This is a genomic window from Paraburkholderia sp. RL17-368-BIF-A (assembly GCF_046054045.1).
In the GTDB taxonomy this organism is placed as follows: domain Bacteria; phylum Pseudomonadota; class Gammaproteobacteria; order Burkholderiales; family Burkholderiaceae; genus Paraburkholderia; species Paraburkholderia graminis.
Genome location: NZ_JARESN010000003.1, coordinates 182,608 through 197,074, shown reverse-complemented (window position 1 = coordinate 197,074; position 14,467 = coordinate 182,608). Strand labels below are relative to the sequence as shown.

Here is a 14,467-nt window from a genome sequence, read left to right as displayed (position 1 = left end):
GATTCAGTACAAGCCACTTGGAAATGAAAAAATGCCGGCTGGCGGTGAAGCACCGCAGCCGGCAACAGCTTTGACGCAACGCGGCGGACCGCGTTTTTAGATAAACAACGCCGCGCTCAGGCAAACAACGCCGCGTATTCGTCGGCGGAAAAACCGAGTGACTTGACGCGGCCGTTGACCACCAGCACCGGCCGCTTGATCACCGACGGCTTGTGGATCATCAACGCGATCGCGCCCGGCTGCGTGTCCGCGGCGGCCTTCATGTCGTCGGACAGGCCGCGCCATGTGGTGCCGCGACGGTTCAGCAGCGCGTCGAGCTTCACGTCCTTCAGCCAGTCCTGCACGAGCGGCTCGGTCACGCCGGCCTTCTTGAAGTCGTGAAACTCGAACTCGACGCCGTGCTCCTCGAGCCACACGCGCGCTTTCTTCACCGTGTCGCAATTCGGAATGCCGTAGACGACAGTTTTTGTGCCGCGCGCCATCAGTCGCCTCGCAGAAGCTCGTTCAGGCCGACCTTCGCGCGTGTCTTCGCGTCGACCTTCTTGACGATCACGGCGCAGTAGAGGCTATGCGAACCGTCCTTCGACGGCAGATTGCCCGCCACCACGACCGAACCCGCCGGAATGCGGCCATACGACACTTCGCCGGTTTCGCGGTCGTAAATCTTGGTGCTCTGGCCGAGGTACACGCCCATCGAAATGACCGAGTTTTCCTCGACGATCACGCCTTCCACCACTTCCGAGCGCGCGCCGATAAAGCAGTTGTCCTCGATGATGACCGGGTTCGCCTGCAGCGGCTCCAGCACGCCGCCGATGCCCACGCCGCCCGACAGGTGCACGTTCTTGCCGATCTGCGCGCACGAACCGACGGTGGCCCACGTATCGACCATCGAGCCTTCGTCGACGTAAGCGCCGATGTTGGTGTACGACGGCATCAGCACGACGTTTTTCGCGATGAACGAGCCGCGGCGCGCGATGGCGGGCGGCACGACACGAAAGCCGCCGGCCGCGAAGTCTTCAGCGGTGTAGTTCGCGAACTTCGACGGCACCTTGTCGTAGAACTGGCTGTAGCCGCCGGCCGGCATCGGCGCATTGTCTTCCAGGCGGAACGACAGCAGCACGGCTTTCTTCAGCCATTGATTGACGACCCAGTCGCCATCTTTCTTCTCGGCGACGCGCAGCGCGCCCTTATCGAGTTGCTCGATGGCGTGGGCGACGGCTTCGCGCACGTCGGCCGGAGCGGCCTTGGGCGACAGCTCGGCGCGGTTGTCCCAGGCGGTGTCGATGATCTGCTGAAGTTGTTGCGACATATGCGTGCTTTATGAAGAGTTGAAGTCTGAAGAAGGGAGGCGGTGTGCAGTGTTCGCGCAAAGCCGGCAGCGCAAATCCGGCAAGCGCAAACGCGGCAGCACGACAGTCAGCCCGCGAGCCCGCGGCAAAAATCGACGATTCGTTGCGCGCCCTGCGTGCATTCGTCGACGTCGGCGACGAGCGCCATGCGCACGAAACTGCGGCCTGGGTTCACGCCGTGCGCGGTGCGCGCGAGGAACGAACCCGGCAGAACCGTCACATTATAGTCGGCGTAAAGACGCTGGGCGAACTCGGTATCGGAGAGGCCCGTGCGCGAGACGTCCGCCCACAGATAGAACGCGGCGTCCGGCAGACGCACGTCGAGCACCTCGGCGAGCATCGGCGTGACCGTCGAAAATTTCTGCACGTATTTCGCGCGGTTCTCGCGTACATGCGCCTCGTCGTTCCAGGCCGCGATGCTCGCGCTCTGATACACGGTCGACAACGCCGCGCCGTGGTACGTGCGGTACAGCAGGAAGTCCTTGAGGATGGCGGCGTCGCCCGCGACGAAACCCGAGCGCATGCCCGGCACGTTCGAGCGCTTCGAGAGGCTCGACAGCATCACGAGCCGCTCGTAGCCGCGGCCCAGTTTGTGCGCGGCTTCGAGGCCGCCGAGCGGTGGGTTGGCTTCGTCGAAGTAGATTTCGGAGTAGCACTCGTCGGAGGCGATCACGAAGCCGTGGCGGTCCGACAGCGCGAAGAGTTCGCGCCAGTCTTCGAGCGTGAGCACGGCGCCCGTCGGATTGCCAGGCGAGCACACGTACAGCAGCTGCGTGCGGGCCCAGATCGCTTCGGGCACCGCCGAGTAATCGCACGCGAAGTTGCGCGCCGGGTCGCTATTCACGAAGTATGGCTCGGCGCCCGCGAGGATCGCGGCGCCTTCGTAGATTTGGTAGAACGGGTTCGGACAGAGTACGATCGCAGGCTCGCCTTCTGCATTACGCTTCGGGTCGATGACCGTTTGCGCGAGCGCGAACAGGGCCTCGCGCGAGCCCGACACCGGCAGCACCTCAGTCGCGGGATCGACGGGCGGCAGGCTGTAGCGCTGCGTGACCCAGGTCGCGATCGACTCGCGGAGCGGCGCCGAGCCGAGCGTCGCCGGATACGCGGACAGGCCGCCGAGCGAGGCGATCACCGCGTCGCGTATCAGCGCGGGCGTCGGATGCTTGGGCTCGCCAATGCCGAAGCTGATATGCGCGAGGCTGGCGGCCGGCGTGACGTCCTTGAAAAGCGCGCGCAGCTTTTCGAACGGATAGGGCTGAAGGGAGTCGAGTAGCGGATTCACTGGGCGGATCGGGCCTGATCGAAGAAAGCGCGGAAAGAGGTGGGACGGCGCATGCGCCTCCGCTGGTGTCCTGTCGAGCCGCGCGAAGTGGCGGCGGGACGGCGGCGGCGAGCAGGGAATTATAGCGTGGCGTGGGGCGGGCTTGGGCCCGGCGCGGCGCGGACGGCGCGGGCCGTAACGCGAGCAGCAACGCAAACAACGACGAGCAGCAATACAAGCAGCAATACAAGCAGCAATACAAGCAGCAATACAAGCAGCAACACAAGCAACAAGACACGCAAGCAACAAGACACGCAGCAACACGAACAGCAACACCGCAGGAGCAGCAATGTACGCAGGAGCCGGGCAGACATCCAGGCAATGCAGCCGTGAAAACACCGCTGCTTACCACACCAGCAACAGCAGTAACGCGAGCAACACCAGCAACGCCGTGGGGCAAATCGCCGCCACGCTCTCGCGGAGCCCGTCGCCATGACGAACTGGCTGCGCACAGGCTGGCCGACGCTCGCGATCATGCTGGGCGCGTCGGTGTGGGGCGTGATCTGGTATCCGTTACGGATGCTGGCGTCGCTCGGCGTTACGGGCACGGCGGCGAGCGCGCTGACGAGCGGCGCGGGTTGCCTGTTCGTGCTGCTCGTGCGTCATCGGGCCATCCGGACCGTGCGCTGGCACTGGCTGCTGCCGGCGCTTGCGCTCGCCGCGGGCATCACGAATCTCGGCTTCGTGTGGGGCTCGATCCACGGCCAGGTGATGCGCGTGCTGCTGCTCTTCTATCTGACGCCCGCGTGGACCGCGCTGTTCGCGCATTTCATCCTGCATGAGCGCCTGACCTGGCCGGGCGCGGGTCTCGCCGCGCTGTCGCTCGTCGGCGCGATGACGATGCTATGGTCGCCGCAGCTCGGCATTCCGCTGCCGGGCAACCTCGCCGAATGGGCGGGCCTCGCGGGCGGCATGGGCTTCGCGATGAGCAACGTGCTGATCCTCAAGACAAGCCGCGTGTTGCCGCAGATGAAACCGGAGATGCGCACCGCGACCATCTTCGGCGGCGCGGCGATTTTCGGCGCGTGCGCGGCGCTGTTCGAAGCGATGCCCTCGCCGCCGACGGGCGCGCATCTCGGCACCGCGGCGTGGCTCGTGCTGGGGCTCGGTTTCCTGCTGGCGTCGAACAACATGCTGGTGCAGTACGGGCTCTCGCGCGTGCCGGCCAACCGGGCGTCGATCATCATGCTGTTCGAACTCGTGGTGACGGCGCTCTCCGCATGGCTCTTCGCCGGCGAAACGCCCGGCCCGCGCGAATGGGCGGGCGGCGCGTGCATCGTGCTGGCGTCGGCGCTGTCGAGCTGGATGCATCGCCCGAAGGCCATGCCGCCCGATCCCGCCAATCAGGACACAGGCGACGCCGCCGCGGACGACCGCGACGACAAGGACGACAACAAGCACGACAGCGCGGGCGAACAGTCTAACGACCGCAAGAACCGCCGACGCGCGATGGTATGATTGCCCCTCATTAGCCGGCGCATGCGCGACCCGCGTGCAACCGGCGCCCCAATTCCCGAGGGCTGGCAAGGACCGTAGGCCGTCTCGCCGCAGCCGCGAACGGCTCGTGCGGTCTTCGTGAGCCACCTATTATTTTTCCTTCTCAAACAGCGAAATCGCCGTGCGTCTGACCTCGATCAAACTCGCTGGATTCAAGTCATTCGTCGATCCCACGCATTTCCAGGTTCCGGGCCAGCTAGTCGGCGTGGTCGGACCGAATGGATGCGGCAAGTCCAACATCATCGACGCCGTGCGCTGGGTGCTCGGCGAATCGCGCGCCTCCGAGCTGCGCGGCGAGTCGATGCAGGACGTGATCTTCAACGGTTCGACTGCGCGCAAGCCGGGCAGCCGCGCGAGCGTCGAACTCGTGTTCGACAACGCGGACGGCCGCGCCGCCGGCCAGTGGGGCCAATATGCGGAGATTGCCGTCAAGCGCGTGCTGACGCGCGACGGCACCTCGAGCTACTACATCAACAATCTGCCGGCGCGCCGCCGCGACATCCAGGATATTTTCCTCGGCACGGGTCTCGGGCCGCGTGCGTACGCGATCATCGGGCAGGGCATGATCGCGCGCCTGATCGAGGCGAAGCCCGAAGAATTGCGCGTGTTTCTCGAAGAAGCCGCGGGCGTCTCCAAGTACAAGGAACGCCGCCGCGAGACCGAGAATCGTCTGCATGACACGCGGGAAAACCTGACGCGGGTCGAGGACATCGTCCGCGAACTGAGCACGAATCTGGAGAAGCTCGAAGCGCAGGCGGTGGTCGCCACGCGCTACAAGGAACTGCAGACCGACGGCGAGGAAAAGCAGCGTCTGTTGTGGCTGTTGCGCAAGAACGAGGCGGGCAGCGAGCAGGAACGTCAGCAGCGCGCCATCGAACAGGCGCAGATCGATCTCGAAGCGCAAACCGCCAAGCTGCGCGAAGTCGAAGCGCAACTCGAGACGCTGCGCGTCGCGCACTACTCGGCGAGCGACGCGATGCAGGGCGCGCAAGGCGCGCTCTACGAGGCGAACGCCGACGTCAGCAAGCTCGAAGCCGAGATCAAGTTCATCGTCGAATCGCGCAACCGCGTGCAGGCGCAGATCGCCGCGCTCACCGCGCAGCGCGAGCAATGGCTCGCGCAAGCCGAAAAGGCGCAAGGCGATCTGGAAGACGCCGAGGAACAGCTTGCCGTCGCCGAAGAAAAAGCGGTAGTCGCCGAGGAAGAAGCCGCGGCGAAACACGACGCGATGCCTGCGCTCGAAGCGCGTTGGCGCGATGCGCAAGCGGAACTGAACGCGGAGCGCGGCGGCATCGCGCAGACCGAACAGGCGCTCAAGCTCGAAGCCGCGCACCAGCGCAACGCCGACCAGCAATTGCAGCAGTTGCAGCAGCGTCACGAGCGGCTGAAAGCGGAAGCCGGCGGTCTCGATGCACCCGACGAAGCGCAACTCGAAGAGCTGCGCATGCAGCTCGCCGAGCACGAAGAAATTTTGCACGACGCGCAGGCGCGTCTCGCGGATGCACAGGAAACGCTGCCGCGTCTGGACGCCGAACGGCGCGCCGCGCAAGAGCGCGTGCAGGCCGAAAGCGCGCAGATTCATCAGCTCGATGCGCGCCTCGCCGCGCTCAAGCAATTGCAGGAAAACGTGCAGACCGAAGGCAAGATCCAGCCGTGGCTCGAAAAGCACGAACTGGGTGCGTTGCCGCGTCTGTGGAAGAAGCTGCATGTCGAAGCCGGCTGGGAAGCCGCGCTCGAATCGGTGCTGCGCGAGCGGCTTGCCGCGCTCGAAGTGTCGAATCTCGACTGGGTCAAGGCGTTCGCCACCGACGCGCCGCCCGCGAAGCTGGCGTTCTACGCACCGCCCGTCGCCGGGCAGCCGGTTGCGGCGCCCGCTGGGCTGCGGCCGTTGCTGTCGCTGGTGCGGATCGACGACGCCGGCATCCGCGCCGTGCTCAACGACTGGCTCGGCCTCGCTTTCGTCGCCGACGATCTGCAGCAGGCGCTCAGCATGCGCGCGCAGTTGCCCGAAGGCGGCGCGTTCGTCGTGAAGGCGGGGCACGTGGTGACGCGAGTCGGCGTGCTGCTGTATGCCGCCGATTCCGAGCAGGCCGGCATGCTGGCCCGTCAGCAGGAAATCGAAAATCTCGCGCGCCAGGTGCGCGCTCAGGCTTTGCTCGCCGACGAAGCGAAGGCCGCCGCGATCCGCGCTGAAGCCGCGCACACGCAAGCCGCGCAGGTGCTGACCGACGTGCGCCAGCAAGCCGAGCGCGCCACGCAGCGTGTGCATGCGTTGCAGCTCGACGTGCTCAAGCTCACGCAGGCGCACGAGCGCTACACGCAGCGCAGCACCCAGATTCGCGAGGAACTCGAAGAGATCAACGCGCAGATCGACGAACAGCGCGCGCTGCGTGCCGAGTCGGAAGCGAACTTCGAGCGTTACGACGGCGAACTCGCAGAATTGCAGGCGCGTTTCGAAGATCATCAACTGGCTTTCGAGGCGCTCGACGAAGAGCTGACCACGGCCCGCGGACAGGCGCGCGATCTCGACCGCGCCGCCACCGACGCGCGCTTCGCCGCGCGCAACATGGCCGCTCGCATCGACGAATTGAAGCGCAGCATTCAGGTCGCGCATGAGCAAAGCGAGCGCGTGGCGGCGTCGCTGGAAGACGCGCGCGCCGAGCTCGAAACGATCAACGAGCAGACCGCGCACACCGGCTTGCAGGACGCGCTCGACATTCGCGCGGTCAAGGAAGAGGCGTTGCACGCCGCTCGCCTCGAACTGGACGATCTGACCGCCAAGCTGCGCGCCGCCGACGAAACGCGTCTGACCGCCGAGCGCGCGCTGCAACCGCTGCGCGATCGCATCAACGAATTGCAGTTGAAGGAACAGGCCGCGCGGCTGAACGGCGAGCAGTTCGTCGAGCAACTGGCGGCAGCCGGCGTGGACGAGGCGGAACTGCAGGCCAAGCTCACGCCGGACATGAAGCCGTCGTACCTGCAGGGCGAAGTCACGCGCATCAACAACGCGATCACCGCGCTCGGTCCGGTCAACATGGCCGCGCTCGACGAACTGAAGGCGGCGACCGAGCGCAAGACGTTCCTCGACGCGCAATCGGCCGATTTGACGAGCGCGATCGAAACGCTCGAAGACGCGATCCGCAAGATCGACGCGGAAACGCGCACGCTGCTGCAAGGCACGTTCGACGAAGTGAACCGTCATTTCGGCGAACTGTTCCCGCGTCTTTTCGGCGGCGGCCAGGCGAAGCTGATCATGACCGGCGACGAAATTCTCGACGCCGGCGTGCAGGTCATGGCGCAACCGCCGGGCAAGAAGAACTCGACCATTCACCTGCTGTCCGGCGGCGAAAAAGCGCTGACCGCGACGGCGCTGGTGTTCGCGATGTTCCAGTTGAATCCCGCGCCGTTCTGTCTGCTGGACGAAGTGGACGCGCCGCTCGACGACGCCAACACCGAACGTTTCGCGAACCTCGTGCGCGCGATGTCCGACAAGACCCAGTTCCTTTTCATCTCGCACAACAAGATCGCGATGGAAATGGCGCAGCAACTGATCGGCGTGACGATGCAGGAACAGGGCGTGTCGCGCATCGTTGCCGTCGACATGGAAACGGCTGCGGGTTTCGCCCAGAATATCGTTTGAGCTTAGGTTCGAATTCGGTTCGAATTTCGTTTGAATCATGGAAGCGCGGCCGCCCGCGTTCAGCGCTGCGGCCGCGGCTGCGCGACAGGTGGAGCGGGCATCGGGCCGCGCATATAAAGAATTGCTGATGGAGCATGCATGGACGAGTTGACACTCGGTTTGATCGGCGCGGGCGCCGTGGTGGTCGGGGGCGTGGTCGTGTACAACGCGTGGCAGAGCGCCAAGGTGCGTCGCAAGATGCCGCGGCCGATGCCGGCGGACGCCGCGGAGAGTTTCGCGCGCGACGACCACGAGGAGCAGAGCCCGTTCATCGAACCGGCCCGGCCGACCACGCGCCGCGAGCCGGTGGTCGGCGCGGATACGTCTGCCGATACGGCGTCGGCGCGTGTAGAGCCGACTTTCGGCGCGCCGGTGGGCGCTGCGCCGCTCGATACGCCGGCCGATATTCAGGCTGAGACGACTACGCCGAACGGCTTTACACCAGCGGACAATGACGACGATTCTGAACGCCGTGCGAGCGCCGGTGCTGACAAAGACGCAGCGGCAGCACAATCCGCCGAGGCTTCGCGCGAGCCCGACGAGCACATCGAACCGATCCTGCCTGCGGCCACTACGATTTCGTCGGCGCCGCCGGCTATCGTCGATCGCCGCATCGACTGCATTGTGCCGATTCGTCTGAACGGACCGGTTGCGGGCGACAAGGTCATCCCGCTTGCGCAGCGTTTGCGCCGCGCGGGCAGCAAGCCCGTGCATATCGAAGGCAAGCTCGAAGGCGGCGCGTGGGAACTGCTGCAAAACGGCGCGCGTTACGAAGAGTTGCGCGCGGCCGCGCAGTTGGCCAACCGCAGCGGCGCACTCAACGAACTCGAGTTCTCCGAGTTCGTGACGGGCGTGCAGCAGTTCGCCGACGCGCTCGACGCATCGCCGGAATTTCCCGACATGCTCGAAACCGTGGCGATGGCGCGCGAGCTCGACGCTTTCGCCGCACAATGCGACGCACAGTTGTCGATCAACGTGCTGTCGGACGGCGCGCCGTGGTCGGCCAACTATGTGCAGGCGGTCGCTTCGCAAGACGGCTTGCTGCTGTCGCGCGACGGCACGCGCTTCGTGAAGCTCGACGCGCGCCAGAGCCCGGTGTTCATGCTGCAGTTCGGCGACACCAATTTCCTGCGCGACGACCTCACGTACAAGGGCGGCCAGATGATCACGCTGGTGCTCGACGTGCCGGTCGCCGACGAAGACATCCTGCCGTTCCGGCTGATGTGCGACTACGCGAAGTCGCTGGCCGAGCGCATCGGCGGGCGAGTGGTCGACGATGGTCGCCGCCCGTTGCCCGAGACCGCGCTGCTCGCGATCGAAAAGCAGCTCATGACGCTTTACGCGAAGCTCGAGCAGGCCGGCATTCCGGCGGGCTCGCCGGCCACGCGGCGCCTCTTCAGCCAGTAACTCACCGAAGGTTTCCAGTGTTGCCGACGGCCGCGCGATGCGCGGCCGTTGTCGTTTGCAAATGAGGTTGCGCTCACTTTAACGCCATCGCACGAGGCCCGAAACCTGGCCATTCGGACGATGTAAAGGGGCACGCTTTCCTGCGATAATCCAGTGTCCGATTTCACTGAAGAAGCGTCCCACAGCATGGCTCGAACTCCCGCCTCACATTCAGCCACGAGCGCTCCGGCCGAGCGCGATCCGGCTGCACGCGCCGAGTGGCTGCGCGCGGAACTCGAACGCGCCAACTACGCGTACTACGTGCTCGACCAGCCTGATCTGCCCGACGCCGAATACGACAAGCTGTTCAAGGAGCTCGAAAGCATCGAGGCGGAGCACCCGGATCTGATCGTGCCGGATTCGCCCACCCAGCGCGTGGGCGGCGAAGCGGCGAGCGGTTTCGAGCCGGTCGTCCACGATCAGCCCATGCTGTCGCTGAACAACGGTTTCGCCGACGAAGACATCATCGCGTTCGACAAGCGCGTCGGCGACGCGCTCGGCAACAATGCGAAAGAGCCGCCGGTGCCCGTCGACTACGCAACGGAGCTCAAGTTCGACGGCCTGGCCATCTCGCTACGTTACGTCGACGGCGTGTTCGTGCAGGCCGCGACTCGCGGCGACGGTGCGACGGGCGAGAACGTCACCGAAAACATCCGCACGGTCCGTTCGATTCCGCTCAGGCTCAAGGGCAAGCGCGTGCCGCACATACTCGACGTGCGCGGCGAAGTGCTGATGTTCAAGCGTGACTTCGAGCGTCTGAACGAGCGTCAGCGCGCGGCGGGACACAAGGAGTTTGCCAATCCGCGCAATGCAGCCGCAGGCAGCTTGCGTCAGCTCGATCCGAAGATCACCGCGCAGCGGCCGCTGTCGTTCTTTGCCTATGGCATCGGCGTGCTCGACGGCATGGAGATGCCGGCCACGCACAGCGAACTGCTCGACTGGTACAAGGAGCTCGGTCTGCCGGTCAATTCGGAGCGCGCGGTCGTGAAGGGCGCCGAAGGTTTGCTCGCGTTTTTTCACGCGGTGGGCGGGAAGCGCGACAAGCTGCCGTACGACATCGACGGCGTGGTCTACAAGGTCAACCGGCGCGACGAGCAGGAAGCGCTGGGCTTTGTATCGCGCGCGCCGCGTTTCGCGCTCGCGCATAAATTCCCGGCGCAAGAGGCCCTTACGAAGCTCGTCGCGATCGACGTGCAGGTCGGGCGCACCGGCGCAATCACGCCCGTTGCGCGGCTCGAGCCGGTGTTCGTCGGCGGAGCCACGGTGACCAATGCGACACTGCATAACGAAGACGAAGTGCGCCGCAAGGACATCCGTATCGGCGACACGGTGATCGTGCGGCGTGCCGGCGACGTGATTCCCGAAGTGGTGAGCGCGCTCATCGACCGTCGTCCGGATGACGCTCGCGAATTCGTGATGCCGACGCATTGCCCGGTGTGCGGCTCCAACATCGAACGGCTGCCGGACGAGGCGATTGCGCGCTGCACGGGCGGCCTTTTTTGTCCGGCGCAGCGCAAGCAGGCGCTGTGGCATTTCGCGCAGCGGCGCGCACTGGACATCGACGGATTGGGCGAAAAAATTATCGATCAACTCGTCGAACAGAACCTGGTGCGCACGCCCGCCGATCTGTTTAACCTCGGCTTCTCGACGCTCGCGCAACTCGACCGTTTCGCCGACAAGTCCGCGCAGAACCTGCTCGACTCGCTCGAGAAGGCGAGGCACACCACGCTCTCGCGTTTCATCTACGCACTGGGGATTCGGCATGTCGGCGAATCCACGGCAAAGGATCTGGCGAAGCACTTCGGCTCGCTGGACCCGATCATGGAGGCTTCGGTGGAGTCGCTGCTCGAAGTCAACGACGTTGGGCCGGTTGTCGCCGAATCCATTCACCAGTTTTTCGCCGAAGAGCACAACCGCACGGTGATCGAGCAACTGCGCGCGCACGGCAAGGTCACGTGGCCCGAGGGCCCGCCCGCGCCGAGGGCGCCGCAAGGCGTGCTGGCCGGCAAGACGGTCGTGCTGACCGGCACGTTGCCGAGCCTTGCCCGCGAAGAAGCGAAGGAAATGCTGGAGGCGGCCGGCGCGAAAGTGGCCGGCTCGGTGTCGAAGAAAACAGACTATGTGGTGGCAGGGGCCGAAGCTGGCAGCAAGTTGGTGAAGGCCGAGGAACTCGGCATTCCCGTACTCGACGAAGATGGTATGCGTAAGCTCCTGGAGGGGCAGTCATGATCCGCGAAATTCTCAAGATGGGCGATCCGCGCCTGTTGCGTATTGCCGATCCGGTCGATCACTTCGACACGCCGGAATTGCATGAGCTCATTAAAGACATGTTCGAGACCATGCACGACGCGAACGGGGCAGGGCTTGCCGCGCCGCAAATCGGCGTCAATCTGCAGGTGGTGATCTTCGGTTTCGGCAGTAACGAGCGTTATCCGGACGCGCCGCCCGTGCCGGAAACCGTGCTGATCAATCCGACCATCACGCCGGTCTCGCTCGATATGGAAGAGGGCTGGGAGGGCTGCCTGTCGGTGCCGGGCTTGCGCGGCGCGGTCAGCCGTTTTTCGATGATCAAGTATCACGGCTTCGATCAGTACGGCAAACCGATCGACCGCGTTGCCGAAGGGTTCCATGCGCGCGTCGTGCAGCACGAATGCGATCACCTGATCGGCAAGCTGTATCCGATGCGAATCAACGATTTCGCGAAGTTCGGCTTTACGGAAGTGCTGTTTCCGGACCTGGACCCGAATAGCGACGATTGAGGCGGAAGTTCGAGGCGAAAGAAAAAACCCACGCAAATGCGTGGGTTCGATGAGATTGCTGGATGACTGGGACAGCCCGATCGGCTTACGCTGATCGGGCTGTTTTTTCGGACGTCTGTCAGAACGACTCGTCGGCGGCCAGGTAGCGCCACTGTCCGGGCGGCAGCGCGCCGAGCACCACGCGACCCATCCGCACGCGCTTCAGGCCGATCACTTCGAGGCCGACCAGTTCGCACATCCGGCGAATCTGGCGCTTCTTGCCCTCGCGCAGCACGAAGCGCAACTGCTCGCCGTTTTGCCAGCTGACCTGCGCGGGCTTGAGCGGGACGTCGTCGAGCGAGAGGCCGTGGCGCAGCAATTCGAGGCTTTCCGCCGGGAAGTGACTTTCGACGTCGACGGTATGCTCGCCGTAGGCGACGCGCACCAGATATTCCTTGTCGATCTCCGAATGCCCGCCGATCAGTTGCTTGGCGATGCGGCCGTCCTGCGTCAGCACCAGCAAGCCCGTTGAATCGATGTCGAGACGCCCGGCCGGCGCCAGTTGACGCAAATGCGCGACGGAAAAACGGATGTCCGAATGGTCGCCTTCCCAGCGGTTTTCCGGCGTCACGAGCGTGATGGCCGGCTGATAGCCGTCTTCCGCCTGGCCCGACACGTAGCCGACTGTCTTATGGATCAGCACGGTGACCTGGCTCGCTTGCACGGCTTCGGCGGCGGGGTCGATCTCGATCCGCTGATCGGGACGCACTTTAGTGCCCAGCGTGTCGATCCGTTCGCCGTCGACGAGCACCCAGCCTTTCTCGATCCATTCGTCGGCCTCGCGGCGCGAACACAGGCCGAGCTCCGACATGAGCTTGGACAGACGCAGCGTGCCTGGCGCGTCTTCGATGTCGCGACGCGGTGTGCGCGGGGCCTGCTCGGCTTGCGCGTGACGGTCGGCCGATGCGGCGCCGCGCGGCTTGCCGGCGCGCGCGGGGCGGTCGTCGGGGCCGCGGCGTGTGGCGGATGGCTTATCGAAGCTGCGGGGGGCGCGGTCCGTGCGCTCTGTGCGCGGGGCGGAGGCGTTGCTGAAATCGCGTCGGGCGGGTGTGCGTTCGCCGCGTTCGTCACGGGGCGCGCGTGCTTCACGGTCCGGGCGGTCGCCGTAGCCGCTCTTCACGGGCTTCGCAAAGCTTCGTTCTCCACGCTCTCCGCGCTCGCCTTCGAAGCGACGCGGGGCGCTGTCGCTACGCGGTCCGCGCTCGCTGCCGAAACGCGGGCGATCGGATGCGTCGCGCTCGCGGCCCGTCGGGCGCTCGCCGCGCGCACCGGCTTCCGCAGGACGGCCTGCTCCGGTGCGTGGTCCAGCAAATGGCCGGCGCTCGCCGCTGTCGCCGCGCGGCGCACGGTCTCCACCGAATTTGCGCGCGGCGCCGCCGTCGGCGTTGCCGTCGAAGCGGCGGGGCGGGCGCTCGGTGCTGTCTCCGAAACGACGGGGGGCGCGTTCCGCGCCTGCGCCGCGAGGCGCTCGGTCGCTGCTGCCGGTGCGGTCTTCGAAGCGTCGCGGTGCGCGGTCGCTGCTGCCGGCGCGGTCTTCGAAACGTCGCGGTGCGCGTTCGGCGCGCTCGCCGGCCGGGGCGCGAGGTCCGCGCTCGCCGCCGCCTGCGCGATCGTCGAAGCGCCGCGGTGGGCGGTCACTGCTACCCGCACGATCTTCGAAGCGTCGCGGTGCGCGCTCGCTGCGGTCGCCGGCCGGGGCACGAGGCCCGCGGTCGCTGCCACTGGCGCGGTCTTCAAACCGTCGCGGTGCTCGCTCGCCGCCACCTGAGCGGTCTTCAAAGCGTCGCGGCCCACGCTCGGCGCGGTCGCCGGCCGGGGCACGAGGCCCGCGGTCGCCACCGCCTGCGCGATCGTCAAAGCGCCGCGGTGGGCGGTCGCTGCTACCGGTGCGGTCTTCAAAACGTCGCGGTGCGCGTTCGGCGCGCTCGCCGGCCGGGGCACGAGGCCCGCGCTCACCACCACCTGCGCGATCCTCGAAGCGTCGCGGTGCGCGCTCGCTGCTACCGGCGCGATCTTCAAAGCGTCGCGGCCCACGCTCAGCGCGGTCGCCGGCTGGGGCACGCGGTGCGCGCTCGCCGCCACCGGCCCGATCCTCAAACCGTCGCGGCGCTCGCTCGCCACCGCGCTCACTGCTTCCATCAAAACGCCGTGCAGGCGCACCGCTCGTACCTTCACGACGCGGCGGCCGGTCGGACCCGCCCCGCCGCGCGCCAGGCGCGCCGCCAGCGCCACGCTCACGCGCGAACCCACCTTCCTCGCGAGGAGCACGCGGCGCGCGAGCGCCAGCCGAACGTTTTCCGCCCGCCGACGCGCCCGCGCCTTCCCTGCGCGCTTCGCCCGGGCCGGACGTCGACGGTTTGGGTCCCGCCGGCCG

General features: G+C 66.1%; 10 protein-coding genes. 5 read left to right on the top strand and 5 right to left on the bottom strand.

Features of this window, described 5'->3' with window-relative positions:
- Positions 1-116: 116 nt before the first annotated feature.
- The 3 genes from P0D87_RS06840 to dapC form a co-directional block, all read right to left on the bottom strand.
- Positions 117-482, bottom strand: coding sequence for an ArsC family reductase (locus P0D87_RS06840; RefSeq protein WP_006053008.1), 366 nt, complete (start codon positions 480-482; stop codon positions 117-119).
- On the bottom strand, positions 482-1,309 hold the full coding sequence (gene dapD / locus P0D87_RS06835) for a 2,3,4,5-tetrahydropyridine-2,6-dicarboxylate N-succinyltransferase (protein WP_053858274.1): 828 nt from the start codon (positions 1,307-1,309) through the stop codon (positions 482-484). The genes P0D87_RS06840 and dapD overlap by 1 nt, the downstream gene beginning before the upstream one ends.
- Before the next feature lie 107 nt (positions 1,310-1,416).
- Positions 1,417-2,634 (bottom strand): succinyldiaminopimelate transaminase, encoded by a 1,218-nt coding sequence (gene dapC, locus P0D87_RS06830; RefSeq protein ID WP_053858273.1) that lies wholly within the window; start codon positions 2,632-2,634, stop codon positions 1,417-1,419.
- A gap of 471 nt (positions 2,635-3,105) precedes the next feature.
- Here dapC and P0D87_RS06825 point away from each other — a divergent pair, with 471 nt between their 5' ends.
- The 5 genes from P0D87_RS06825 (at position 3,106) to def (ending at position 12,054) form a co-directional block, all read left to right on the top strand.
- On the top strand, positions 3,106-4,131 hold the full coding sequence (locus P0D87_RS06825; protein WP_053858272.1) for a DMT family transporter: 1,026 nt from the start codon (positions 3,106-3,108) through the stop codon (positions 4,129-4,131).
- Between the two features lie 160 nt (positions 4,132-4,291).
- Positions 4,292-7,810: a chromosome segregation protein SMC gene (gene smc / locus P0D87_RS06820; protein WP_053858271.1), complete on the top strand. Its 3,519-nt coding sequence runs from the start codon at positions 4,292-4,294 to the stop codon at positions 7,808-7,810.
- A 138-nt stretch (positions 7,811-7,948) separates the two neighbouring features.
- Positions 7,949-9,256 (top strand): cell division protein ZipA C-terminal FtsZ-binding domain-containing protein, encoded by a 1,308-nt coding sequence (locus P0D87_RS06815; RefSeq protein ID WP_029970845.1) that lies wholly within the window; start codon positions 7,949-7,951, stop codon positions 9,254-9,256.
- Positions 9,257-9,442: 186 nt separating this feature from the next.
- Positions 9,443-11,524 carry an NAD-dependent DNA ligase LigA gene (ligA, locus tag P0D87_RS06810; RefSeq protein ID WP_053858270.1) on the top strand — a complete coding sequence of 694 codons (2,082 nt, stop codon included), beginning with the start codon at positions 9,443-9,445 and terminating at the stop codon, positions 11,522-11,524.
- Positions 11,521-12,054, top strand: a complete 534-nt coding sequence (def, locus tag P0D87_RS06805; protein ID WP_006048667.1) for a peptide deformylase — start codon at positions 11,521-11,523, stop codon at positions 12,052-12,054. Before ligA ends, def begins: the two co-directional genes overlap by 4 nt.
- 118 nt (positions 12,055-12,172) lie before the next feature.
- On the opposite strand, the gene P0D87_RS06800 is transcribed toward def, so the two are convergent.
- Positions 12,173-13,213, bottom strand: coding sequence for a pseudouridine synthase (locus P0D87_RS06800; RefSeq protein WP_006048668.1), 1,041 nt, complete (start codon positions 13,211-13,213; stop codon positions 12,173-12,175).
- On the bottom strand, positions 13,210-14,331 hold the full coding sequence (locus P0D87_RS06795; protein WP_171799856.1) for a hypothetical protein: 1,122 nt from the start codon (positions 14,329-14,331) through the stop codon (positions 13,210-13,212). Before P0D87_RS06795 ends, P0D87_RS06800 begins: the two co-directional genes overlap by 4 nt.
- Between the last annotated feature and the right edge of the window lie 136 nt (positions 14,332-14,467).

Coding starts and splice junctions, on each gene's coding strand:
- P0D87_RS06815 (WP_029970845.1), top strand. CDS start 7,949: ATGGACGAGTTGACACTCGGTTTGATCGGCGCGGGCGCCGTGGTGGTC.
- dapD (WP_053858274.1), bottom strand. CDS start 1,309: ATGTCGCAACAACTTCAGCAGATCATCGACACCGCCTGGGACAACCGC.
- ligA (WP_053858270.1), top strand. CDS start 9,443: ATGGCTCGAACTCCCGCCTCACATTCAGCCACGAGCGCTCCGGCCGAG.
- P0D87_RS06840 (WP_006053008.1), bottom strand. CDS start 482: ATGGCGCGCGGCACAAAAACTGTCGTCTACGGCATTCCGAATTGCGAC.
- def (WP_006048667.1), top strand. CDS start 11,521: ATGATCCGCGAAATTCTCAAGATGGGCGATCCGCGCCTGTTGCGTATT.
- P0D87_RS06825 (WP_053858272.1), top strand. CDS start 3,106: ATGACGAACTGGCTGCGCACAGGCTGGCCGACGCTCGCGATCATGCTG.